Origin of the sequence: Burkholderia sp. BCC0419 (assembly GCF_902830285.1) — a bacterium.
In the GTDB taxonomy this organism is placed as follows: domain Bacteria; phylum Pseudomonadota; class Gammaproteobacteria; order Burkholderiales; family Burkholderiaceae; genus Burkholderia.
The window spans coordinates 553111-577755 of the sequence record NZ_CADESR010000003.1; the positions used below are offsets into that span (position 1 = coordinate 553111).

The window sequence follows — 24645 nt, forward strand, 5'->3', positions numbered from 1 at the left end:
CGCACGGGGTTTTGTGCTGCGTCTGCCGAATCGGGCAGCGCGTGCGCCGCCCGTGCGTCAATGGTGGTCGAGGCCGCCGCGCAATTCGCTCGCCTTGTCGCGCAGCGCTTCGTAGCCCGAACGCGCATGCTCCGGCAGGTCGGGATCGCCGATCAGTGCGCCGAGCGTTTCGATCAGGCTGAACAGGATGCCCTTCGCCGCGCCGACCGCAATGCTCTGCGATTCGATCGACTTGTGCAGGTGGTCGACCGCCGCTTCGAGATTCTCGAGCTTGTGCTCGCCGTCGTCGGGCCGGTTGTCGGTCGTCATCGTCTACCTCCGCCATCGTTCAAGGGTCATGTCACGATTCTATGCCGCTGCGCGCGAACGTGGCGCGACATCGCGCAACGTTCGCGCAGCCCCCCGCTACAGCACCGCGACCACCTTCACGCGGCCCGGCTGCTCCGCCGACGCGACGACCTGCCCATCGACGCGGCGGAACGTCAGCGACACGGTTTCGTCGCCGACGCGCAGCGCGTCGATCCGCAGCCAGTCGACGCCTTCCGGCAACGCCGGGCGCTCGACGCGCACCTCGTGGCGCGACGCGTCGATGCTCACGCCGAGGCACGCCTGCAGCATCATGAACGGCGCGCCGGCCGCCCACGCCTGCGGCAGGCAGGCCACCGGGTACGCGGTCGGCGGTTCGCCGCGCCGGCGCGGGAACCCGCAGAACAGCTCCGGCAAGCGCATCTCGAAGCTCACCGCCGCCTCGAACAACGCGCGCAGCAGATTCACCGCGGCCGTCTTGTCGCCGTAGCGCGCCAGGCCGCGCGCGATCAGCGCATTGTCGTGCGGCCACACCGAGCCGTTGTGATAGGCCATCGGGTTGAAACGCGGCTGGCCGGCCGCGAGCGTGCGGATGCCCCAGCCCGTCTGGAACAGCGCCGAGCCGAGCACGCCGGCGACCGCCGTGCCGCGCGCCGCGTCGGGCAGCCCGAACGCAAGCAGGTGGCCCGCATTCGACGCGAACACGCGGCACAGCTCGCCATGACCGTCGAGCGCAATCCCGTAGAAATCGCCTTCCGGCATCCAGAACAGCGCATCGACCTGGTCGCGCAGCGTCTTCGCGCGCAACGCGTAGCGCGCCGCGTCAACCTCTTGGCCGCGCCGGTGCGAGCATGCCGACATCGCATCGAGCGCCGCGCATGCATAGGCCTGCACTTCGACGAGCGCGATCGGCCCGTCCGGGAAACGGCCGTCCGCGTGGAACACCGAATCGTGGCTGTCCTTCCAGCCCTGGTTCGCGAGGCCGCGCTCCGACGTGCGTTGGTAATCGAGCAGTCCGTACGGATTGCGGTCGCACTTGTCGATCACCCATTGCGCGGCGCGCTCGAGCGCGGGCCACAGCTCGTCGATCAGCGCCTCGTCGCCGGTACGTTCGACATACGCGCCCGCGAGCACGATGAACAGCGGAGTCGTATCGACGCCGCCGTAATACAGCGCGAACGGCACCTCGCCCGTCGCGGCCATCTCGCTGCGGCGGAACTCGTGCATGATCTTGCCGGGCTCCGCGTCGCGGAACGCGGAGGTCTCGCGCGCCTGATGCTCGGCGAGAAAACGCAGCACGCCGTGCGCGAGCGACGGCTGCAGCCACAGCATCTGCAGCGACGTGATGATCGCGTCGCGGCCGAACGGCGTGGAGAACCACGGAATGCCCGCATACGGGTACGGCCCCGTGTCGAGCTGCGTCGTGAGCAGCCCGAGATCCGCGAGCGAACGATCGAGCCAGGCATCGAACAGCGGATTGCCGGTGTTCACGCGCGCCATCGACTCGCGCCGTGCGCGCATCTCGCGATGCACGCCGACGAGCGCGGTGCGCAGCGCGACGCGGCCGCATCCGGGCCCTTCGCCATGCGCGGGGCCGAGCGTCGCATCGACGGTCAGGTAGATCGACACGCACGCCTGCGCGGCGATCGTCAGCGTGTAGTCGGCACGATCGACCGACAGCGCGTCGGGCGCCGGCGAGAAATGCACGGTCACGTTGCGCTCGACGCTGTCGAGACCGTCGTAGCGCAGCCGCACCGCGCCCGCGTCGACGCGCGGCGCGCCCACCGTGCCGCGCTTCGGCCGCTGCGTGCCGCGCACCTCGAACATGTCCTTGAAATCGGCCGCGAACGACAGCGACAGCGGCACCTCGGCTTCGCTCGCGCCGTAGTTCGTCAGCGTCAGCGCTTCGTACAGCACGTCGCCCGCGAGCACGCGCATCCGTTCGATATGGATCACGCCCTCGGGCGTCTCGTGGCCGCCGAGCGGCGGCAGCGGGCGGTTCGTCAGGTGCGCGGTGAACGACGCGTTGTCGGCGCTCGTCGCGCCCGACAGCAGCGACGGCGCGCGGCCGCCGAACGTCAGGCGCCATGTCGACAGCACGCGCATGTCGTCGACGAACAGGCCGTCGTCACGCCCGCCGATGTCGCCGAGCGCGTCGCTGACCACGAACGCGTCGCCGGATTTCAGCACGTACTGGTTGTTGCGCGCGATGGCCTGCGGATCGGCTTCGGGCGCGATGAAAGCGGGACCCGACGCGGGGGTCGGGGCAATGGGCGCGACTTGCGGCGCCTGCGTCGTCGTGGCTTCGGCGTGATTCGGCATCGATGCTCCTGTGTCGAGGCGCAACGCGCGGCGCGCGTCGCGTGTTTCGCACAGGATAGGCCAGAACCGGGGACGTGCGCAGCGCCGAAACGGCCGCGGCGCCAGGCGGCGTTGCTTCGTCGCCGGGCGCCGCGTACGGGCTCGTCAGTTGCCGGTCAGAATTTCCACAGGATGTTGCCGAGGATCGCGTTGTCGCGCACGCCGCTGCCGTATTGGCCGCTGTACGTGAGGCCGAGCGTCAGGCGTTTCGTGATGTTCGCGTCGATGCCGGCTTCGAGGACCGCGCTGTCGCGAGCAATCGGCACGCCCGACACCTGGAACGACGTGCCGCCGTTCGCGAACGTGAACGCCGACGACGGCCGCACGTTGCCGAACGCATGCCGCCAGCCGACCGTCCCGCGCGCGGTGAACGTGCCGCTCGCGATCGAGCCGAGCTGCGACGCCGCACGCAGGCCGAGCGTCGAGAAGCCGACGTGGGTCGTCTCGCCGCCGGCGCGCAGCGCGGCCGCGCCGCCGGTTTCCGTATAGCCGTCGGTATGCAGGTTCACATACGCGAGGCCCGCGAACGGCTCGATCGCGACCGGCCCGACCGGCAGCGCGTAGCCGACTTCGCCGAACACCTGCGCCGAATGCGCGTTGTAGCCGGCCGAGTCGTGATCGGAGAAGCCCGCGAAGCCCGGATAGCGGTCGCTGTTGATGCGATACCACGTATACGACGCACCGCCGCGCACGCCGAGCGCGCCGTACTGCGCGCCGCCGTACAGCGACACGTAGTAGCTGTTCACCGCTGCCGACGAGCTCTGGTCGTTGTCGAGCGAGCTGTGCGTGACGCCCGCGGCCAGACCCGCGCGCCACTTGTCGTTGAGCGCCATGTCGGCGCCGGCGATGAAGCCCGTCATGCTGCGGTTGATCGTCGACGCGTTGCCGTCGCCGGTGAGCCGGCTGCGGCCGCCGAACGCCTGCCCCCAGACGACCGGCTGATAAGGCGTCCCGCCGTAGCACCCGTCGCGCGAACCGATCCGGCGTTCCGGCGGCAGCGTCGCGTCGGCCACGCCGGCCGTGTTGTCGCCGCACAGCGCGGCGCCGCCCGACGACAATGCCGCGAGCGGGCCCGATCCGGGCGCGAGCCCCTGACGGACGCGATCGGTCACCGCGTCGCGCACATAGCGGCTGTCGAGCAGCAGCATGCTCTTCAGGCTCGCCTGCAGTTCGCCGTCGAGCAGCCCGTACGCGCGGCGCGCGGTGGGCGCGTCGGTCGTCAGCACCGCGTCGTACAGCGGATTGCCGGTGCCGAGCCCGCCCAGCGCGGTCGCGACCGAGCGCTGGTTCGGCGTCGTCGCGACATCCGGCAGCGACGTGCCGTTCTGAACCAGTCGCAGGTACACGTGACCCGGATCGTAACTGAGGGTCGGCGTCAGGAACGCGTAGTTCGCGCTCACCTGGGTGAACGCGCCCTGCACGCCCGACGACGCGCTGAGGATCGTGTACGTCGTGCTCGGCTGGTAGCCGCTCTGGTTCGCGAGCACCTGCACGGTGCCGCCGTTCAGCGTCGCCGCGCCGCTCGCCGCGAGGCTGCCGCTTTGCTGCGGCGTGGCGGCGACCTGGAACGTCGAACCCGGCTGGAACGTGACGTTGCCGCCCACGTTCAGCGCCGCGCCCGGCTGCGTGGCGGCCGCCGTCGCGCCGCCCTGCACCACGAGGCCGCCGATCGTGCCGGTGCCCGTCAGCGTCGCGCCGTTCTGCACGGTGACGGTCGACTGGCCGAGCGAACCGTTGACGGCGAGGGTACCCGCGCCGACCGTGGTCGGGCCGCTCAGCGTGCTCGTGCCGGTCAGCGTGAGTTGTCCGCTGCCAGCCTGGGTGAGCGAGCCGGTGCCGGACAGCACGCTCGCGATCGTCACGTTGCCCGATTGATTGACGATCAGCGCACCGTTGTCGACGACGTTGCCGGCCACGCTGCCCGACGTGCCACCGTTGCCGAGTTGCAGCGTGCCGCCGGCTGCGATCGTGGTGCCGCCCGTGTACGTGTTGCCGCCGGTCAGCACCTGCGTGCCGCTCGCCACCGTCACACCGCCCGAGCCACCGATCGTGCCGCCGAACGTACTGCTGCCGCTGCCGTTCAGCGCCAGCGCATTCGCACCGAGATTCACGTTCGTGCCGGCCGCCCCCGACAGCGCACCGATCGTTTGCGTGCCGGTCGCACCGCTCACGTCGAACGTCGCCCCCGTGCCCGCGAGATTCACAGCGCCCGTCGACGCGAGGCTGCCGCCCGCGCCGAGTGCGAGCGTGCTGCCGCCGTTGATCGTCGTGCCGCCCGTGTACGTGTTCGCGCCCGTCAGCGTCTGCGTGCCGGTGCCGGCCAGCGTCACGCCGCCCGTCCCGCCGATCGTGCCGCCGAACGTGTTGTTGCCGCTGCCGTTCAGCGTCAGCGCATTCGCGCCGAGGTTCACGTTCGTGCCGGCCGCGCCGGTCAGCGAGCCGATGGTCTGCGCGCCCGATGCGCCGCTCAGGTTGAACGTCGCGCCCGTCCCCGCGAGATTCACGGCGCTACCGGACGCGAGACTGCCACCTGCGCCGAGTGCAAGCGTGCTGCCGCCGTTGATCGTCGTGCCGCCCGTGTACGTGTTCGCGCCCGTCAGCGTTTGCGTGCCCGTGCCGGCGAACGTCACGCCGCCCGTCCCGCCGATCGCGCCGCCGAACGTACCGTTGCCGCTGCCGTTCAACGTCAGCGCATTCGCGCCGAGATTCACGCTCGTGCCGGCCGCGCCGGTCAGCGTGCCGAGCGTCTGCGCGGCCGTCGCGCCGCTCACGTCGAACGTCGCCCCCGTGCCCGCGAGATTCACGGCGCTCCCCGACGCGAGGCTGCCGCCTGCGCCGAGTGCGAGTGTGCTGCCGCCGTTGATCGTCGTGCCGCCCGAATACGTGTTCGCACCCGTCAGCGTTTGCGTGCCGGTGCCGGCGACCGTCACACCACCCGTCCCGCCGATCGTGCCGCCAAACGTACCGTTGGTGGCGCCATTCAGCGTCAGCGCATTCGTGCCGAGATTCACGTTCGTGCTGGCTGCGCCAGTCAGCGTGCCGATCGTCTGCGCGCCCGTCGCGCCGCTCAGATTGAACGTCGCACCGGTGCCGGTGAGGTTCACCGCGCCGGTCGATGCGAGGCTGCCGCCCGCACCCAGCGCCAGCGTGCCGGCGCCGCTGATCGTCGTGCCGCCCGTATACGTGTTCGCGCCCGTCAGCGTCTGTGTGCCCGTACCGGCCAGGGTCACGCCGCCGGTGCCGCCGATCACGCCACCGAACGTGTTGCTGCCGCCACCGCTCAACGTCAGCCCGTTGCCACCCAGGCTCACATTCGTGTCGGCGGCGCCGGTCAGCGCACCGATCGTCTGCGCGCCCGATGCGCCGCTCAGGTTGAACGTCGCACCCGCCCCGGCCAGATTCACCGTGCCGGTCGATGCAAGGCTGCCGCCCGCGCCGAGCGCCAGCGTGCTGCCGCCGCCGATCGTCGTACCGCCCGTATAGGTGTTCGCGCCCGACAGCGTCTGCGTGCCGGTGCCCGACAACGTGAGACTGCCGGTGCCGCCGATCACCCCGCCGAACGTGCCGCTTGCCGTGCCGCCGAGCGTCAGCGCATTACCGCCCAGGTTGACGTTGGATCCCGCGACGCCCGACAGCGCGCCGAGCGTTTGGCCGCCCGCCGCGCCGCTCAGATCCAGCGTCGCGCCGGCGCCCGCGAGGTTCATCGCGCCGGTCGATGCAAGGCTGCCGCCCGCACCGAGCGCGAGCGTGCCCGCGTTGATCGTCGTGCCGCCGGTGTACGTGTTCGCGCCGGTCAGCGTCGTAGTCGCCGCACCGTCCTTCACGAGCGCGCCCGCACCGGTGATCGCGCCGGTCAGCCCGAGGGCATTGCTGCCGCCCAGCGTCAGCGTCGCGCCCGTGCCGACATCGATCGCATTCCCGACCGACAGGCTCGCGTTCGTATCGAGCGTCGCCGTGCCGCCGACAGTCAGCGCGCCGGTGCCGAGCGCCGTGTTGTTGCCGAGCACGAGGCCACCGCTGTTCAGCGTCGTGCCGCCCGAATATGTGCTCGCGCCGTTCAGCGTTTGCGTGCCAGTGCCCGACAGCGTCAGGCTGCCGGTGCCGTTGATCGCACCGCTGAACGTGCCGCTGGCCGTCCCGCCCAGCGTCAGCGCGTTGCCGCCGAGATTCACGCTCGTGCCGGCCACGCCCCCCAGCGCCCCGATCGATTGCGCGCCGGTCGCGCCGTTCAGGTCGAGCGTTGCGCCGGCGCCCGCGAGATTCATCGTGCCGGCCGATGCAAGGCTGCCGCCCGCGCCGACTGCCAGCGTCCCCGCATTGATCGTCGTGCCGCCGGTGTAGGTGCTTGCGCCCGTCAGCGTCGTGGTCGCGGCGCCGTCCTTCACGAGCGCGCCCGCGCCGGTGATCGCGCCGCCGAGCCCGAGCGCGTTGGTGCCGCCGAGTGTCAGCGTCGCGCCCGCGCCGAGGTCGATCGCATTGCCGACCGACAGGCTCGCGTTCGTATCGAGCGTGGCCGCCCCACCGACGTTCAGCGCGCCGGTGCCGAGCGCGCCATTGTTGCCGAGCACCAGGCTGCCGCTGTTCAGCGTCGTGCCGCCCGAATAGGTGTTCGCGCCGTTCAGCGTCTGCGTGCCGGTGCCCGACAGCGTCAGGCTGCCGGGCCCGCCGATCGTGCCGCTGAACGTACCGCTGGCCGTCCCGCCCAGCGTCAGCGCGTTGCCGCCGAGGCTTACGGTCGTGCCGACCCCGCCGGATAGTGCGCCGATCGCCTGCGGGCCGCCCGCGCTGATGTCGAAGGCGGCGCCCGGATTGACGAGATTCACCGTACCCGTGGACGACAGGCTGCCGCCGGCGCCGATCGCCAACGTGCCCGCGTTGACCGTCGTGCCACCGGTATAGGTGTTCGCGCCGGTCAGCGTGGTGGTCGCCGCGCCGTTCTTCACAAGGCTGCCCGCGCCGGAAATCGCGCCGCTCAACCCGAGGTTGTTGCTGCCGCCGAGCGTCAGCGCGGCGCCCGTACCGAGATCGATCGCGTTGCCGACCGATAGGTTCGTGGTCGTATCGAGCGTCGCCGCACCGCCGACGCTCAGCGCGCCGGTGCCCAGCGCCGCGTTGTTGCCGAGCACGAGGCCGCCGCTGTTCAGCAGCGTGCCCCCGGCATAACTGTTCGCACCGCTCAGCGTCAGCGACGCCGCGCCGTTCTTCACGAGACCGCCGCCGCCGGAAATCGCGCCGCCGAGCCCGAGATCGGTGCTGCCGACCAGCGTGAGCGTGGTGCCGGTGGCGAGATTGACGTCGTTCGCAAGCGACACGTTGGTGGTCGTATCCAGCGTCGACGAGCCGTTGACGTTCACGGCGCCCAGGCCAAGCGCCGCGTTGCTGCCGACGGCGAGGTTGCCGCCGTTCAGGTTGGTGCCGCCCGTATAGATGTTCGTGCCGGTCAGCGTTTGCGTGCCGGTACCGGACAGCGTCACGCTGCCCGCGCCGCCGATCGTGCCCGCATAGGTCGCATTGCCGCTGCCGTCGAGCGTCAGGGAATTGCCGCCGAGGTTGACGTTCGTGCCCGCCGCGCCTGCCAGCGAGCCGATCGTCTGCGCGCTGGATGCACCGGCCACGTCGAACGTCGCGCCCGCGCCGGCGAGGTTCACCGTGCCGGTCGCGGCCAGGCTCCCGCCCGCGCCCAGCGCGAGCGTGCCGGAATTGATCGTCGTATCGCCCGTATACGTGTTGGCGCCGGTCAGCGTCGTGGTGGCCGCGCCGTTCTTCACGAGGCCGCCGGCACCGGCGATCGTGCCGGCAAGCCCGAGATTGTTGCTGCCACCGAGCGTCAACGTCGTGCCGGTCGCAAGATTGACCGCATTGCCGAGCGTCACGTTCGTGCTCGTGTCGAGCGACGCCGTCGCATTGACGTTCAGCGCGCCCGTGCCGAGCGCCGAATTGTTGCCGACCACCAGGCCGCCGGCGTTCAGGTTCGTGCCGCCCGTGTAGCTGTTCGCGCCGGACAGCGTCAGCGTGCCGCCATCGTTCTTCGTCAGCGCACCGCCACCCGACACCGCGCCGGACAGCGTCAGTCCGGTCGCGCCCTGCACCGTCAGGCCGCCGGCGTTGAGCGTCACGTTGTTGGAGACGTTGAGCCCCGCCGTGCCCGCCTGCAACGCACCGCCGTTGCTCGTGACGGCGCCGGTGCCGAGTGACGCATTGTTGTTGATGATCGCCACGCTGCCGCTGCTCAGCGTCGCGTCCTGCGCGGTGGACGCACCGTTGATCGTCCAGTTGCCGCTCGTGACGTCGAGGTGATTGAAGTTGATGTAGTTGTTGACCGCGATCGTGCCGTTCGCCGTAGCCCCTTGCTGCAGGTTGAGCGTATTGTTGCCGCCCGCGCCGCCGTCGACGACGCCGGTTGCCGCCACGCCGAGCGTGACCGGGCCGACCGTGATGTTGAATGCGCCGCCGGTGCCGCCGGCCGTGTTGACCGCCGAGCCCGTCACGGCATTGAACGTATTCGTGCTGTTCGCCCCCATCGACACGCCGCCGTTGATCGTGCCCGAGTTGGTGAACGTATTGCCCTGTCCGGGCGTGCCGTTCGAGCCGAGCGACACGCGACCGGTGATCGTTCCGCTGTTCGACATGTTGACCGTGCCGCCGCCGTATGCGGCGACCACCGGCGCATCGGCGCCGACGAGGGTCGCACCGACCAGTGGGGTGGAGCCGATCGAACCGGTGTTCGTGATGTTCGATGTGCCGCCGGTGCCGTTCTGCACCGACAGCGCCATGCCCGTCACGCCGCTGATCGCCACGCCGGTCGAGCCCTTCATCGTGCCGTTGTTGGTCACGGTCGTGGTGCTCGCCGCCGCGTTGCCGACCACCGTACCGCTCGACAGCACCCCGAGCCCGGAGCCGAGCGCGGACGGATCGATCGTGCCGTTGTTGGTCAGCGTGACGCCGTTGCCGGTCAGCGACATCGCCGTGCCGCCGACGCCGAGCAGCACGCCGACGCTTGCACCGGGGTTGACCGTCGCGTTCAGGTTGTTGGCGCTGTTCGAATAACTGGGCGCCAGCGGGTTCGCGACGCCGGAACAGGTCACCGTGGTGCCCGCCGTGCTGCAGGTCGCATAGGCGGGGACGATGCCCGCGCCCGACAGCGCCAGAAACACGCCCGTGGGCAACAGCAGTCGCGGAAACGGCTCACTCGCTTTTTTCGAACGGACAGGGTTCATGCTTTCCCTCTTTATTGATTTCGGCTTTGGTATTGGTATGGCGGCCGCAGCGGACGGCACGCAGCAGAAAATCGCGGATAAAAGCGTCCGCTCCGGCAATCGCGACGCGCTGTCGGTTTATTCGTGGATGAATTCTTGATCGACCCGGGAATGCAGATCGAAACTAGTCGAATGACATGATGGCGGCCCCTGTTTTTTTGCAGCGACTTTCTGGTTGATTTGATTACTGCCCTGCTTTTATCAGACAAGGCTATATCAAACTCAAACCGTTTTCCAGTCGATGTTTCCCCACCGGATCAGGAGTCGACGAACATGTACTTTTTACTCAGCGGGAGGAGCGCTCGATCACGGTAGCCAGCACGTTTTTCGCCGGCTTATTTTGTTTTTTCGCAAAGATATCGGATGTGCCGCATCCGTGAAAACGCTGATATATGGCTTTGATCCAATACGCACGGATCTTGCAACGCAATATTTTTACCGTGATGAATCGTCAATGCGGATAATCAGCACCCGCTTAACAAGCGGACGAATCCGAATTTTTGAGCGTCCAGCGAAATCGCTTAGATTTGTCGCCTTGCAAGGATTTACAACGCGAATCGTTATCGTTTGTCCGGTGCCAATGATGTTCGCGCAGCCGGCATGAGGCGACCGGAACCCGGAGAAAACAACGAAACCACCCACACCGGAAGCGTGCGCTCCCGGGGCCGCCACGTCACGAAAACAGGCTCATCAGATAAAGCATCGGCCGAAACGAAACCGGCCGCGCATCGGGATTCACCCACAACCGCACCGCATACACCGCGTAGGCCGGCACCTCGCGCCAGCTCGAATAGACATCGCGCCACTGAAAGCGGCGCGGATACGCGGCGGAGATGTTCGACCGCGCAATGCCGACGCGCTCGAACGCGAGGCGCGCCCGCGCAAGGTGGTAATACTGGCTGACGATCAGCACGCGCGACACGCGATGCGCGTGCAGGTAGGCAAGCGTGTGCTGCGCGGTCGCGAGCGTGTTGTCGCCCTGGTCGTCGACGGCAATCCGGTCCGCCGGCACGCCGCACTCCACGAGGTAGTCGCGCATGGCCGTCGCCTCGTTCAGCCCGGGGCCGTCGATCGCGCCGCTGACCAGAAACGCCGGGCACTGCCCTGCACGGTAACAACGCACGCCGACATCGAGCCGCGCCGCGAGCACGGGCTTCGGCGCGCCGGTTTCGTCGAGCGCGTTGCCGAAGATCACGGCGACGTCCGCCGGGTCGCTCGGCATCCGCATGCCATGGACGACGATCGCGGCCGCCGCCGCGACCCAGACGCACGCGACGACGGCCAGCACGCGGCCTGCCCGGGCCGCGAAGCCCCGTTTGGTTCGATATTTCAAGGTAGGTGGTCTCTCAGGTGTCGTCGGGCGCATCGGCCGACCCGGCCCCGAACGGGCGCGTCACGCTAGCACGGCGCGCCCGCGCCTGTCCATGCGATGGATCGATGCCGGCCGAGCGGCCCGGCAACACGGAGATAGAAAGAATGTGAAGCCTGCGCCGCACAGCGGCGCCCGGCCGGCACCACCCTGGCTCAATCGGCCGGGCACATCGCGAGCCGCCCCATCGCCTCGCCGGCGCCGCGCACCGCGCAGGTGGCCGGCTCGTCGGCGATCCGCGCGACCAGCCCGGTCTCGTCGTACAGCAGGCGTTCGAGATCGGCGAGCAGCGCGCCGCCGCCGGTGAGCACCACGCCGCGATTCGCGATATCGGTCACGAGTTCGGCCGGCGCGTTTTCCAGCACCGACTTGACCGCGCCGATCACCTGCTTGAGCGGCGCGGCCAGCGCGTCGGCGACGTCGTGATTGGACAGTTCGACCGAACGCGGCAGGCCGTCGCCGATGCTGCGGCCGACGGCGCGGGTCGACGTGCGCGGCACCGCGCTGGTGGCCGAGCCGATCGTCTTCTTCACGTGCTCGGCCGTCTGCTCGCCGAGCAGCACGCCGTACAGGTTGCGGACGTGGTTGACGATCGCCGCGTCGAACTGGCTGCCGCCGACGCGGATCGCCTCACGGTACACGATGCCGCCGAGCGCGATGACCGCGACTTCGGTCGTCCCGCCGCCGATGTCGATGACCATCGAGCCGACCGGCTCGGTCACCGGCAAACCCGCGCCGAGCCCGGCCGCCAGCGATTCCTCGATCAGTTCGACCTCCGATACGCCGGCCGCGAACGCGGCCTCGCGGATCGCGCGGCGCTCGACGGCCGTCGCGTCGGACGGCACGCACAACGTGACCTCGACGCGGCGGCCGAAGCGCGAGCGGGTGCGCGACATGTCGATGAAGCTGCGGATCATCTGTTCGGCCGCGTGCGCGTCCGCGATCACGCCGTGGCGCATGGGCCGCACGGATTCGAGATGCCCCGGTTCGCGGCCGAGCAGCGCCTTCGCGAGCTCGCCGACGGCCTCGAGCGTCGGCCGCGCGTCGCTCGCGCCGCCCTTGCGGAAGCAGACGACCGACGGTTGGTTCAGCACCACACCGCGTTCGTGCGTATAGATCTGCGTACTTGCCGTTCCCGGGTCGATCGCAACGGGTTGCGCAAACAACTTTCCGAACAACGGTGTCGACATATCAAACCTTGGTGAGGGAACGGGCCGGGACAGCCGCGCCGCACTTTTTGCCGCGCGTCCGTGCCGCCCCATCACGAGCTTAGCGGCAAATCGTTCCGATACTTTAGGCAATTCCCATGATTTTTTCGCGACGAAATTGCCGAATGTGGCGTTTCGGGCACGTCCGGCTACGCAACGGCCTCTCGCGTCGGGCCTGTAAAACACGGTAATCTCTCGGTCTTGCCTGCTTCCGGCAGGCCTCAGACGCACGATCACGCCAGGTATGTTCACCATGACAGCGACCGTTTTCTTCCGCTGGGCGCCGGTGCGCCCGCTCTGCACGACGCTCGTTGCCTTCTGGTGCTGCACGGTCGCCGCGCAACCGCTGCCTGCCACCGAATCCGCCGCCGCCCGGACCGCTGCCCCTGCCGCCGACGCGCCGGCTGCCGCCGCGCCCACCGCACCCGCTGCGTCGGCGCACACCTGCGCGGCCGACGGCGGCCCGGCCGGCCGGCCGTCGATCGGCCTCGTGCTGTCCGGCGGCGGCGCGCGCGGCTACGCACACCTCGGTGTCCTGAAAGTGCTGGAGGACAACCGGATCCCGATCGACTGCATCGCAGGCACCAGCATGGGCGCCGTGGTCGGCGGCCTGTACGCGAGCGGGATGGCGGCCGACGAGATGCAAAAGCGGCTGTCGGAGGTCAACCTGGCGGATATCGCGTTCGACGTGACGGACCGCGCGGACCTGCCGCAAACCAGCCGGGAAGACGAACGCCTGTATATCAACGGGCTGACGCTCGGCTTCGGCAAGAAAGGCGTCAAGGCGCCGGTCGGCCTCGTACAGGGCAACCGGCTGCAGGCGCTGCTCGCGAACTGGACGGCCGCCGTGCCGACCAACCAGCCGTTCGACCACCTGCCGATCCCGTATCGCGCGGTCGCGACCGACCTGCAGACCGGCCAGATGGTCGTGCTCGACCACGGCTCGCTGCCGCTCGCGATTCGCGCGAGCATGGCGATGCCGGGCCTGTTCGCGCCGGCCGAGATCAACGGGCGCGCGCTCGTGGACGGCGGCCTCGTCAGCAACCTGCCCGTCGACACCGCGCGGCAGATGGGTGCGAACATCGTGATCGCCGTCGACATCGGCTCACAACTGCGCCCGCTCGACGCGCTCGCGTCGCCTGCCGACGTGATGCAGCAGATGGTCGGCATCCTGATCCGCCAGAACGTGACCGCGCAGCGCAAGCAGCTCGACGCGCAGGACGTGCTGCTCACACCGGACCTCGGCGCGCTCGCGTTCACCGATTTCCAGAACGCGAAGCAGGCGATCGCCGCCGGCGCGGCCGCCGCGACCGCGGCGCTGCCGAAGCTGCGGCGTTTCGCGCTCACGCCGGAACAGTACGCGGCCTACCAGTCCGCGCACGCGCAGCCGCTGCCGCCGCCGATCCGGATCACGCGCATCGACATCAAGACCAGCGGCGGCGTGCCGAAGCGCGTCGTCAGCAACGCGCTGCACGTGAAACCCGGCGACATCTACGATCCGAAGACCGTCAGCCAGGATCTGCTCGGGCTCACGACGGGCGGCAACTTCGAGAGCGTCACGCAGCAGATCGTGAGCCGCGGCGACGACAACGTGCTCGAGATCGACGCGCGCGAGAAGTACTGGGGGCCCAACTTCCTGCTGTTCGGGCTCGGCATGTCGAGCAGTTCGACCGACGAGGGCGGCTTCCGCCTGCACGTCGGCTACCGGCGGCCGTGGCTCACCGAATCGGGGCTCGAATTCCGCGCGGACACGACGATCGGCAGCGACCTGCAATCGGCACGCGTCGAATTGCGCCAGCCGCTGTCGACCGCGTATGGCGTGTACCTGTCGCCATACGCGGAATACCAGCGTCGCTATGCGAACCTGTACGACAACAGCAATGACGTGAAGCTGAACCAGTACCTGATGCAGACGGCGCGCGCCGGGCTCGACTTCGGCTTGCCGATCGGGCGTCTCGGTGACTTCCGGATCGGCCTCGGCTACGCAACCGGGCATGGCTCACCGAACTACAACCTGCCGTTCCAGGCCGACGACGGCAGCAGCTCGACGCTCCTGTGGCCGAGCTTCACGTCGCAGGCGCTCATCGCCCGTGCACGGCTCGTCATCGATCAGCTCGACGATCCGACGTTCCCGCGTCACGGCTACTACACCGAATTCCGCGTCGAACGCTCGCTGCTGTCGCACAACAGCCAGTCGGCGCAGGAATTCGACGATGCGATCTCCAACACGCCGTACACGGAGATCTACGGCAAGGCGATGATCGCGCAACAGTTCGGCCGGCACAGCGTCAGCGCGACGATCGAAGGCGGCAAGAGCATCGGCGGCACCAACCTGATCAACGCATTCAACTTCACGCTCGGCGGCTTCCAGCATCTGGCCGCCTATGCGGCCGACCAGTTGAACGGCAACGAGCTCGCATACGGCAACGTGACTTACATGAACCAGTTGATGACGTTCAACGCGTCGCCGATCAAGGCACTGTCGATCGGCGCCAGCGCGGAACTCGGCAACGTGTGGGCGGCCGGCGAGAAGATCGGCGGCGGCACGCTCAAGCAGAGCTATACGTTCTTCACGAGCCTGTCGACCGCGTTCGGGCCCGTCTACATCGGCGTGGCGCTCGCGCCCGGCGGCCGACGCAACTTCTACCTGCAGCTCGGCCGCACCTACTGAGCATGCGCGGATGCCGCTTCGGCGGCATCCGTGTTGCGGTCGCGCCTGCGTGTTCTCCTGGCAGAAATCGGCAGCCATCGCGACCGCGGCTGTCGCGGGTCGCGCCCCGCTCGGCCTGTCGCTAGACCGGCCAGCTGATCTCGAACCGCGCGCCGCCGAGCTCGACCGGATCGACGACCGCGATCCGGCCGTTGTGCGCGTGGAGCACCTGCCGCGTGATCGACAGGCCGAGCCCGTAGCCGCCGGTGCGGCGGTCGAGGCGCACGAACGCGTCGAAGATCCGTTCGCGCTCGCTCTCGGGCACGCCGGGGCCGTCGTCCTCGACGAAGATCCCGATGTTGCCGTGCACGAGCGAGATCCCGACGACGATCCGCGATTTCGCGTACTTGCTCGCGTTGCGCAACAGGTTGCGCATCGCATACGACATCAGCCGCCGGTCCATCTTCACGCGCAAATCCGGCCCGATCGCGATGCGCGACTCGATCGCACGGTCCGGATACAGCAGTTGCGCGTCGTTCACCTGGTGCTCGAACCACGCGACGGGCGCGGTCATCTCGAGGTTCGACTGCAGCGAGCTGTATTCGAGCCGGGCATACGTGAGGCTCATGTCGATCAGCTCCTCGAGCTCGGTCACGTCCTGCGCGATGCTCTCGAGCGCGCCCTGGTATTCGGCGGCCGAACCCGGTTCGCGCAGCATTTCGAGCGCGAAACGCACGCGCGCGAGCGGCGTGCGCAGTTCGTGCGAGATCCCGTTCGTCAGATCGCGCTGCGCGGCGATCAGCCGCTCCATGCGCATCGCGAGCGCATTCAGCGTGCGCGCGAGCGGGCCGATGATCACGCTGTGCGATTCGCGCGCGCGCGTGTTGAAGCGCCCGCCGGTGAAATCGATCGCACGCTCGCGCACCATCACCAGATCCGACCAGACCGGCCGCATCCACCGGTACGCGGCGAGCGCGGGCGCGGCGAACACGAACGCGAGCACGATCCAGATGTCGCCCGGCAGCGAGTCGAACGCATGCCACACGACCTGCGGCGACAATTCGACGCACAGCGCGAGCGCGGGCACCAGCGCGGTCAGCAAGACGAGGCCGAGCAGATGCAGGTAGGTGCGCACGTACAGGCGCGACCAGCTCGGAATGCGGTCGGCGCGCGTATCGGTCCACGCGCGGCGGAAATGCAGCCAGCGCCATTTGACGTAGCGCAGCGTCGGCAGCGGCGGTGCATCGGGGTGCGAACGGGTGCGTCGGATCATCGCGGCTCCCGGCCGGCGAACGGAATGCCCGCGCGGAACGTGACGGCGTCGCGCGACGGCGGCGTCATTCCCACGCGTGCTTGCTGAATTGATAACCCTTGCTGCGGATCGTCTTGATCCGCTGCGGGTTGCTCGCGTCGTCGCGCAGCTTGCGGCGCAGCTTCGAGATGCGCCCGTCGATCGTGCGGTCGAGACCGTCGAATTCGACGCCGCGCAGCTGCAGCATCAGATCGTCGCGGCTGACGACTTCGCCCGCATGACATACGAGCGCCCACAGCAGGTCGAATTCGGCCGACGTCAGGTCGGGCGTGCTGCCGTCGGGCAGCACGACGGTGCGGTCGGTGCGGTCGATCGAGAACTTGCCGAATGCGTAGCGCTCCGGCTGCGGCGCGGTGCTCTCGGCCGCGCGCGCGGGCGCGCGGCGCAGTTGCGCCTTGATCCGCGCGAGCAGGATGCGCGGCTCGACCGGCTTGTGCACGTAGTCGTCCGCGCCGAATTCGAGGCCGAGCAGCTCGTCGAACGGCTCGTCGCGCGCCGTCACCATGATGATCACGCCGTCGTACTGCTTGCGTGCCTCGCGGCAGATTTCGAAGCCGTCCTTGCCCGGCAGGTTCACGTCGAGGATGACGAGATCGGGACGAATGGACAGGATCGCCGGCACCGCGGCGTCACCATGCAGCACAGTGTCGACTTCATAGTCGTTCTTGCGCAGGTAGCCGGCGATCAGCGTGGACAGGCGGGTGTCGTCTTCGACGAGCAGGATGCGAAAAGACATGGGCGGCGGTCGGATCATCGGGGAAGCCGCGGCGGCGCCGGCCGGTGCCGGACGCCGGCCCTCGGCCGAAACGTACCGCATGATACTGCGCCCGCCGCTCGCCTGTTTGCCGGTCTTGAAAATAAGGGCGCGATTCCGGCCGCGCTTGACGAATCGGCGCCGGGACGGTTCCATACGGGCTCGCCGGAATCCGGCCGTGCCTCTACCCTGCCTGACGTGATGAATTACCAATCGATTCTTGAACGCATCCACACCGAACTCGCCCCCTGGATTGGCCAGGGCCGGGTAGCCGACTACATTCCCGAACTCGCGAAAGTGCCCGCCGACAAGTTCGGGATGGCCGTCGTGACGCTCGATGGAAACGTTTACACGGTCGGCGATGCGCACGAGCGCTTCTCGATCCAGAGCATCTCGAAGCTGTTCGCGTGCACGCTCGCGTTCCAGCTGCTGGGCGACGAACTGTGGGAACGGGTCGGCCGCGAACCGTCCGGCACCGCGTTCAATTCGCTGGTCCAGCTCGAAAGCGAGCGCGGCAAGCCGCGCAATCCGTTCATCAACGCGGGCGCGCTGGTCGTCACCGACGTGCTGTGCCGCCGCTTCGTGAAGGCCGAGACGGCGCTCGTCGAATTCGTGCGACGGCTGATCGGCGCGAACGACATCGACTACGACTCGCGCGTCGCGACGTCGGAGTTGCAGCATGCGGAGCGCAACCGTGCGATGGCGCACTTCATGGCGAGCTTCGGCAACATGCAGATGCCGCCCGATACGGTGATCGACGCGTATTGCCGGCAGTGCGCGATCGAGATGAACTGCGTCGAACTTGCCACCGCCGCGCTGTTTCTTGCGAACGGCGGCGTCGCGCCAGTGACCGGCGAGCGGATCGTCGATTCGAGTTCCGCGAAGCGGCTGTCGGCGCTGATGCTGACCTGCGGCACCTACGATGCGGCCGGCGATTTCGTGTATCGGGTCGGGCTGCCGGCGAAGAGCGGCGTCGGCGGCGGGATCGTTGCGGTGCTGCCGGGGGAGATGGCCGTGTGCGTGTGGGCGCCGGGGCTGGATGCGAACGGGAATTCGTTGGCGGGGACCAGGGCTCTTGAATGGTTGACGACCTATTCGGGGCGCTCGATCTTTTGAAGCGTCGAAGTCAAGCATGCCTCATGTCGCGCGACGGCGGCAGATTCCTGTCGGCGCGCGCCAGAGCGCTCAATGGGAAATTCGGCCATCGGCAGCAATCGACCCATCTCGGCCAGTCGACGGCGTAGCCGCGGATTGATCCAATCGCCCACAATCACGCCCCCTCTTTCGCGAGCGACCGCCAAGTAGCACAGAATTCACTGCGAGGATTGGCTGGCCGCGCAGCGCGTGCTCATCCCACCTGCGGTGGACTCGTCGCCGTCAATGCTTCTGCTACTTGCCACAGGCGAATCGAATCCGCGCTCTTGGCGGAGCGGGGCTGTTTGGCAACGTGCGAGTTCCCGACGAGCAGAAAACGTGGGCCGTAGAATGCGCCCTGAGTCGCTGTCGGATCGACTGCCGCGTGCAAGAGCGAGTCCGTGGCCCATTCCACGTCCATGGACGGTACAAGTCGGAACGATAGCCTCTTGCGGGTTGAATCAGTACCCATATTCGGACCGCTCGTCTGAAGATTGGTGCGCGTATGGCCTGGATGGGCACTCGTACTGAGCAGGGGCCAGCCACGCTCACGCGCAATTTCTGCCAATCGATTTGCCAACAGCAGGCAGGCTAGCTTGGACTGCGCGTACGCCGTCATGGGCTTGTACGACCTTTCGCCTTGAAGGTCGTCGAAATTGATTGTGGCACCAATTGCGGCGCTGCTTGTCATCGTGGCGACGCGAGGAGACTTCGCTTCAAGCAGAAGCGGCAACAGCAGATTGGTCAGTGCGAAGTGGCCTAGGAAATTGGTCGCAAACTGTAGCTCGAATCCGTCGGAGCTCAGTACACGGGTCGGCGGCATCATGATCCCCGCGTTGTTTACGAGCACGTCGAGAGGGCGTCCCTCCTCGAGCAACTGGCGACCAAAATTCCTCACACTCGCGAGGCTGGAGAGATCCAACGTGCGGACGTCAATCGATGCCCCTGGAAACTCCTTGCGTATATCCCGGCGGGCGGCATCGCCTTTCGACTCGCTGCGTACCGCCATGATGACGTCGGCACCAGCCGCCACCAATCGCCTAGTCGCCTCCTTGCCGGTGCCGCTATTGGCTCCGGTAATGACAATACGGCGCCCCCGCTGATCAAGAGGTTTGTACATTCGCGTTTCTCCTATGATTTCATTCGATAAAGCCGGGCTCGGACGCGGACAGCTGGCAGGCATTCAGCTTCAGCCGACAAGGCACGTGCAGCCGAGAAATGGGTCTGGTGTCGGCCGGTCCGGGTGGACCCGCAGGGATTACTTTGGTGAAGTACACCGTATAGTGTAGTTTTCTTGACGAAAAGTAAACTCACCGGTGTAAATTTTCGGCTGCTTAGGCAACCCATCCCGACGTGCCTTACCGACCGCAAGGAGCCGAACTCGGTCGTCGAAGGCAGCACGGCACTCGCCCGTCCGTCGGTACCGATGGAATCACATGCGAGTTTATATATTCGTAGCGCAGGGACGCTGGCGCTGGAGTGGTTGACGACTTATACGGGGCGGTCGATTTTTTGAGGGGGCGAAGTTGGGCACAACTCATTCATTGCAATGAGATTGCGGAAAGCGGACGTTCGTGCCATCGCTTGACTACGTGTAGCCGGTGATATGGAGCTTGCGACTGTCCCGAGCCGCAAGCCGCGTCGGCATTGGACTTCGCTATACGAGCCCCTGAGCGGTCATCGCCAGCAATAGTCGTTCAGCGCCGATGCCGAAACCGGCTCCCTCCTGATAGGCGCCGCCACCCACCACTTGCTGTTGTGCTCCAAGTTCGGTACAGCGCATTTCGAAGCCCCGACCGTTCAGATAGTAGCTGAGGCCTCTGCGGGCCGAATCGTCGATTTCATAGCGAAGGCCGAGTAAATCGAAAAAGCCGATCGCTACCTCCTGGCTGCGTTTGACCGCGGATTCCGGGTCGGGGCATAGATACTCGAATCCTAGCTGGGAGAATTCGCGGTAGCGACCGGCTTGAGGGCGTTCATAGCGGTAGCATCGAGCGATATAAAACAACATCCGCTCCCGTTGTCGGCCCAGCAGCTCGCTGCATCGCTCCTGGAACAGTGCCGTTGCCTCGGGAATCAGGCAGCAAGCGCGTCCCTTCTTATCGGGAAAGGCCCACATCTGGCCGATGATCTCGCTGCCCCCGGCTTTTTGAATGAATGTATCTTGCGACCACAACGCCGGGACAATCGCCTCCTCTGCTCCGACGTTAATGAAGATAGCTCCGGAATTGGGTTTCCAGAGCGCGAATTTGCGCGGCTTCCTTGCCAACAATGAAGCGTGTTCCGCGAATCATGGTCATGAGAGTCCTCCTCGGGGTAAAAAATAAAAAAGGCGCCGTAGGCGCCTTGGTCGTTTGTACAGGAAGGGGGAGCTGCAATCCCGAATGTCCTGCTATGGACGTAACGAACCACGGCGCATCGGGTGACGACCGTGATGATGACGAGACTGGTTCGGGACGTTACGGAGTTCCATGCGGTTCATATTGGCACATTAATTTTGATTTGTGAACCGATCCATATGTCTCGGGGGCCACGACGTGATCTTAAGGACCTAAACGAGTCGCACGGCTAAAGATCGTCGACGATTTATCCTCTGTTGCCGACTGACCGATTCTGGCCCGAACGCGGCCGGATGCCGCCCAGTGACGCGTGACCCGCGCAGATCGGCGCGAAGCAATCAGCCGATATCGTCGGAAGCAGACGTTTATAGTATGCGGCGCCGCACCGGGTTGGGTCACCGGAGAACAATGACTTTTCCACCGTTATGCTCGAACTCGGAGCGAGTCGTACGACTGACCTCATGCGCCAGCGAGTCACTGTGAAGAATGTCTCGAAAAGACACTTTTGGCGGTCGATACGCTTCCCGGAACCCCTGAAACGACCCGCCGGCGACGCTCGAGCCGACTTCTTCAACACACGCCAGCCATGAGCACTTGAGATCAGACCGCTTAAGCGCGGCGTTTACCCGGTGTTCAACAGCAAGATAACCGTCCGTACCTTCTGCGATTGCGTGAAACTCGTCTGCCGTTACCTGCGTAACGACGATTTCCGGTCGATCTGTGCTCGTTAAGGACACCCATCCCATGGTCGCCATGTCGGTGTCGGCAGAAAATTCGACGATGGGAAATTGCTTCGCGCTGATATTCGACTGTAACCAGACGATGGCATCGTAAATAGTGGTCATGGTAGATGGCAGAGAATAGGCAAATCAAGCGGTGCAGCCAACGCGACAGGATCGATTGTCGACGAACGATACAACCTTATTGAGCGACCGCGCCGGGATGACATGGTTGGTTGCTGGAGTTGCAGCACGTTGGCGCTCGAATGGTTGACGACTTATATGGAACAGTCGATTTTTTGAGGCGCAAAAGTCAAATGCGACTCATTCTGTGCAATGGCAGCACGCGCCAGCTTCGATACACCGGCTGAGCGATTTCATCCATTCGTTGCATCGACGGGTTGAATCCGCAAAGTACAGCGGTCACTCGCCGGGATATCGTCGCTGACAGGTGGTCGGCCGATACGGTCTTCCGCATGAGCGTCAGTCCGGTATCCCGTTATGGTCCCCGAGCGGTCTGTCGGGCCAGTCCGCCCATCGGTCCGCGCGGGTAAGTTCGTACGCTTCGTTGAGCGGGTAACGAATGCGGTTGTCGTCGCGAGGACGCTCGCCGATCACCATCAACCTGACTTCGTCCTTCGTATTGTTGATGAAGGTGTGACAAATTCCGGTGCCGGCCGGAAACGCGACGGAATCGCCCTCGGCAATGGGGTGAAGCACGCCGTCGATCCATACATCGGGCTTGCCTTCGAGCACGTACACAAACTCCTGCTCGGTACTTTCGGCGTGTGGATATGACGTCCGTCGTCCGGGCAGAAGTCTGACATGATGGATTCCAATACGCGTAATGCCGAGTGCGGCTGAAAGCGGCGCGTCGAGCGCCATTGGCTCGGTATCGCCGCGATAGGAATGCGCATCCGGCTCTTCGAGTTCAGTCCAGTGTTTGATGAAATCTGGCCGGCTCATCGGGTGTTCTCCTTTAAGAGGAACGTCCATGATAGCGGCTTACAGAATTCGGCTATCGGCAACAACCGCCCTTGAGCCGCCCTGCGGCCCTCTCGTTAGCAGGCATTCAGCATGAACATTCAGGCCGCAATACGTTTCTGCATGAACACACTCAATGGATCGTCCGTGTAGTCTCCAAACGCCCCCCGGCGCTCATAGCCTACTGAAGCGTACAAAGCCAGCGCCTCAGGTTGGTATGGGCCCGTTTCAAGTTTGAGCAACCTGCAGCCAAGATCTATGGCCCGTGACTCAAGCACAGCGATGAGTTGCCTGGCGATGCCTTGCCCTCGGCCGCAAGGGCTTACGTACATTCGTTTGAGTTCGCCAAATTTCGGGCCGACAACTATCGCTCCACAGCCGATCGCCTGGCCCTCAGCGTCCCGCGCGACGGCAAATAGGACATTCGGTTGCTTCAACGATGCGAGGTCGAGAGCGTGCCTGCTCTCGGGCGGATACAGCGTATCTTGGTAGGTGTCCAAATCGGCGATGAGGGCGATCACGTCCGGTTGATCAGGGGATTCGAAAGCTATAGTCATGGCTGAGTAAGCACAGGAAACAAAAAGCGCTAGCTAATGGATGGACGCGTAATCGACGACGGCCGCTGACCGGGGCACATTCGCAGATTGTCAATGACCTTTCCTGAACTGTCGAACGTCTCAAATTGGCTGCGGATTCAACCCGTCGATGCAACGAATGGATGAAAGCGCTCAGCCGGTGTATCGAAGTCAGGCGTGCCTCCTCTGGCGCAACGGGATTTGAAATCGACAACGGATCGCCAACAGCACTTTCAGCATGCCTTCAAGCGCTTGAGTGCCGCGTAACGCTCAGGCCCTTGCCCCGGAACTGACAGCGAACCGCTCGTGCCAGGCAATCCAGCCGACAACACCCGACAGTGTCGCCGCGACAAGCGGCGCCACGCCATGCCCGTATTCGCCGTGGAGCGTGACGGTCGCGAGCGCAGCCAGCATCACGGTGCAGCCGAGCACCGAACCCCACAGTCGCGTCCGCGCTCGCGCCAGCAGGAAGGCGGTCATGAGTTCCAGCGAACCGGTCACGAAATGAAACCCGGGCGGATATCCCCACTTCAGGTATTCGTCGATGATGGATCGCGGGGCGACGATATTGCTGAGCGATCCCGCGACGAAAAAAGCGGCCAGCAACAAAGGCAATACCTGGCGCCACGACATCTTGGACATTCGTCCTTTCTCCTAGTCAGATCCACGCGCCGCCGAAGACCCGTGTGGCCGGCTCGTCGACGAGCCGGCCGATCACCGCTGACTGCCGCGGCTCGAAAAGGCGGCCTACGCGCCCCCGTTCTCGATGTGACTGCCCCGATTCATGTGTTGGCGGCCTTGTGGGCCGCCGCAAAGACGTCGCGAGCGGACGTCGTGCCCGCGACGTGCTCCGTACCCTCGACGCCGAGGTCCATCCATCCCGCGTTGACGGCATCGAACATTGCTTCGGCCGCCCCGGTCCGGCCCTTCGGGACACCGAACTGTTCAAATGCCGCCGCCCACCCGGCCCGGGGAATAGCAAAGGCCTTGACGTCGCGCTGCATGACTTCGCCGAGTTGGGCCGCGACTTCATCCGCGCTGAACATCGAGCCCAGCTCGACGACGCGATGCCCGGACCAAGCCGGCCCGGTCAGCAGCGTCGCCACCTCGGCGCCGATATCGTCGGTTGCGACCATGGTCGATTTGCGGCTCGTCGGGTCGTAGTAGACGGGCAGCGTGCCGCCCTGGGCGACGTGCAAGCCGTAAAGGAAGTTATCGAAAAAACCGCCGGCTCGCACATAGGCAATCGGCAATGTCAGGTCGCGAAGTCCTTGCTCCAGAAGTGACAGGGCCGTGATCAATCCCACCCCGCTGGTTCTGTTCGCGCCCATCGACGAGAGCGCGACCACCCGCGCCGGTGCGGCCTTGGTCAGCGCCTCGACGTAGTTCGCGATCACGCTCCTTGCTTCGTTGAAATCAGGCGACGGGGCCCAGACACCGGGCAGCATGACAAATGCACCTTCGACCCCTTCGAGCGCCCGCTCGACTGCGGCCGCGTCGTTCCAGTCGCCGTCGACCAGTTCCACGCCCTGATCCGCCCAGTGCGCGGCCTTGTTGCGATCACGGACCAGCGCACGTACTTTCCTGGCTCGCGCCAACAGATGTCGGGCCGTTGCACCGCCGACGCGTCCTGTTATTCCTGTTACCAAAAACATGTGTTTCTCCTGAAATCAGTATT

At 66.3% G+C, this 24645-nt stretch carries 17 protein-coding genes; 3 read left to right on the top strand and 14 right to left on the bottom strand.

The annotated features are described in order from the left end of the window. Positions 1 to 57 precede the first annotated feature (57 nt). The 3 genes from HWW87_RS20815 to HWW87_RS20825 all read right to left on the bottom strand — a co-directional run bounded on the left by HWW87_RS20815 (position 58) and on the right by HWW87_RS20825 (position 9884). Positions 58 to 309: a hypothetical protein gene (locus HWW87_RS20815; protein WP_174434011.1), complete on the bottom strand. Its 252-nt coding sequence runs from the start codon at positions 307 to 309 to the stop codon at positions 58 to 60. Positions 310 to 405: 96 nt separating this feature from the next. Continuing rightward, positions 406 to 2628, bottom strand: coding sequence for an amylo-alpha-1,6-glucosidase (locus tag HWW87_RS20820; protein ID WP_175821924.1), 2223 nt, complete (start codon positions 2626 to 2628; stop codon positions 406 to 408). A 155-nt stretch (positions 2629 to 2783) separates the two neighbouring features. Continuing rightward, the gene (locus tag HWW87_RS20825; RefSeq protein WP_175821925.1) at positions 2784 to 9884 is read right to left on the bottom strand and encodes an autotransporter-associated beta strand repeat-containing protein; all 7101 of its coding nucleotides are present in this window, start codon (positions 9882 to 9884) and stop codon (positions 2784 to 2786) included. Between HWW87_RS20825 and HWW87_RS20830 the strand changes: the two genes are divergently transcribed. After that, complete coding sequence (locus HWW87_RS20830) at positions 9883 to 10023, top strand: hypothetical protein (protein ID WP_175821926.1); 141 nt, start codon at positions 9883 to 9885, stop codon at positions 10021 to 10023. The two genes, HWW87_RS20825 and HWW87_RS20830, sit on opposite strands and share 2 nt — an antisense overlap. 573 nt (positions 10024 to 10596) lie before the next feature. Here HWW87_RS20830 and HWW87_RS20835 read toward each other — a convergent pair. Then, complete coding sequence (locus HWW87_RS20835) at positions 10597 to 11289, bottom strand: YdcF family protein (protein ID WP_175821927.1); 693 nt, start codon at positions 11287 to 11289, stop codon at positions 10597 to 10599. A gap of 158 nt (positions 11290 to 11447) precedes the next feature. Continuing rightward, a complete protein-coding gene (locus tag HWW87_RS20840; protein WP_174430342.1) occupies positions 11448 to 12482 on the bottom strand; it encodes a rod shape-determining protein in 1035 nt (344 codons plus the stop codon). A gap of 271 nt (positions 12483 to 12753) precedes the next feature. Here HWW87_RS20840 and HWW87_RS20845 point away from each other — a divergent pair, with 271 nt between their 5' ends. Beyond that, entirely contained in the window at positions 12754 to 15171 is a 2418-nt protein-coding gene (locus HWW87_RS20845; protein ID WP_175821928.1) for a patatin-like phospholipase family protein, read from the top strand. Positions 15172 to 15292: 121 nt separating this feature from the next. On the opposite strand, the gene HWW87_RS20850 is transcribed toward HWW87_RS20845, so the two are convergent. Next, the gene (locus HWW87_RS20850; protein WP_175821929.1) at positions 15293 to 16423 is read right to left on the bottom strand and encodes an ATP-binding protein; all 1131 of its coding nucleotides are present in this window, start codon (positions 16421 to 16423) and stop codon (positions 15293 to 15295) included. A 64-nt stretch (positions 16424 to 16487) separates the two neighbouring features. Continuing rightward, positions 16488 to 17198 carry a response regulator gene (locus tag HWW87_RS20855; RefSeq protein WP_006498855.1) on the bottom strand — a complete coding sequence of 237 codons (711 nt, stop codon included), beginning with the start codon at positions 17196 to 17198 and terminating at the stop codon, positions 16488 to 16490. 219 nt (positions 17199 to 17417) lie between these two features. Between HWW87_RS20855 and HWW87_RS20860 the strand changes: the two genes are divergently transcribed. Next, positions 17418 to 18332 (top strand): glutaminase, encoded by a 915-nt coding sequence (locus HWW87_RS20860; RefSeq protein ID WP_175821930.1) that lies wholly within the window; start codon positions 17418 to 17420, stop codon positions 18330 to 18332. Between the two features lie 232 nt (positions 18333 to 18564). On the opposite strand, the gene HWW87_RS20865 is transcribed toward HWW87_RS20860, so the two are convergent. The 7 genes from HWW87_RS20865 to HWW87_RS20895 form a co-directional block, all read right to left on the bottom strand. After that, positions 18565 to 19470 (bottom strand): SDR family oxidoreductase, encoded by a 906-nt coding sequence (locus HWW87_RS20865; RefSeq protein WP_175821931.1) that lies wholly within the window; start codon positions 19468 to 19470, stop codon positions 18565 to 18567. 537 nt (positions 19471 to 20007) lie between these two features. Further along, positions 20008 to 20622 (bottom strand): ATP phosphoribosyltransferase regulatory subunit, encoded by a 615-nt coding sequence (locus HWW87_RS20870; RefSeq protein ID WP_244107314.1) that lies wholly within the window; start codon positions 20620 to 20622, stop codon positions 20008 to 20010. A gap of 462 nt (positions 20623 to 21084) precedes the next feature. Beyond that, entirely contained in the window at positions 21085 to 21534 is a 450-nt protein-coding gene (locus HWW87_RS20875; protein WP_175821932.1) for a hypothetical protein, read from the bottom strand. Between the two features lie 357 nt (positions 21535 to 21891). Then, positions 21892 to 22374: a cupin domain-containing protein gene (locus HWW87_RS20880; RefSeq protein WP_175821933.1), complete on the bottom strand. Its 483-nt coding sequence runs from the start codon at positions 22372 to 22374 to the stop codon at positions 21892 to 21894. Positions 22375 to 22493: 119 nt separating this feature from the next. Beyond that, positions 22494 to 22949: a GNAT family N-acetyltransferase gene (locus HWW87_RS20885; RefSeq protein WP_174430335.1), complete on the bottom strand. Its 456-nt coding sequence runs from the start codon at positions 22947 to 22949 to the stop codon at positions 22494 to 22496. Positions 22950 to 23237: 288 nt separating this feature from the next. Continuing rightward, entirely contained in the window at positions 23238 to 23609 is a 372-nt protein-coding gene (locus HWW87_RS20890) for a DoxX family protein (protein WP_175821934.1), read from the bottom strand. Positions 23610 to 23749: 140 nt separating this feature from the next. Further along, positions 23750 to 24622, bottom strand: coding sequence for an NmrA family NAD(P)-binding protein (locus tag HWW87_RS20895; RefSeq protein ID WP_175821935.1), 873 nt, complete (start codon positions 24620 to 24622; stop codon positions 23750 to 23752). Between the last annotated feature and the right edge of the window lie 23 nt (positions 24623 to 24645).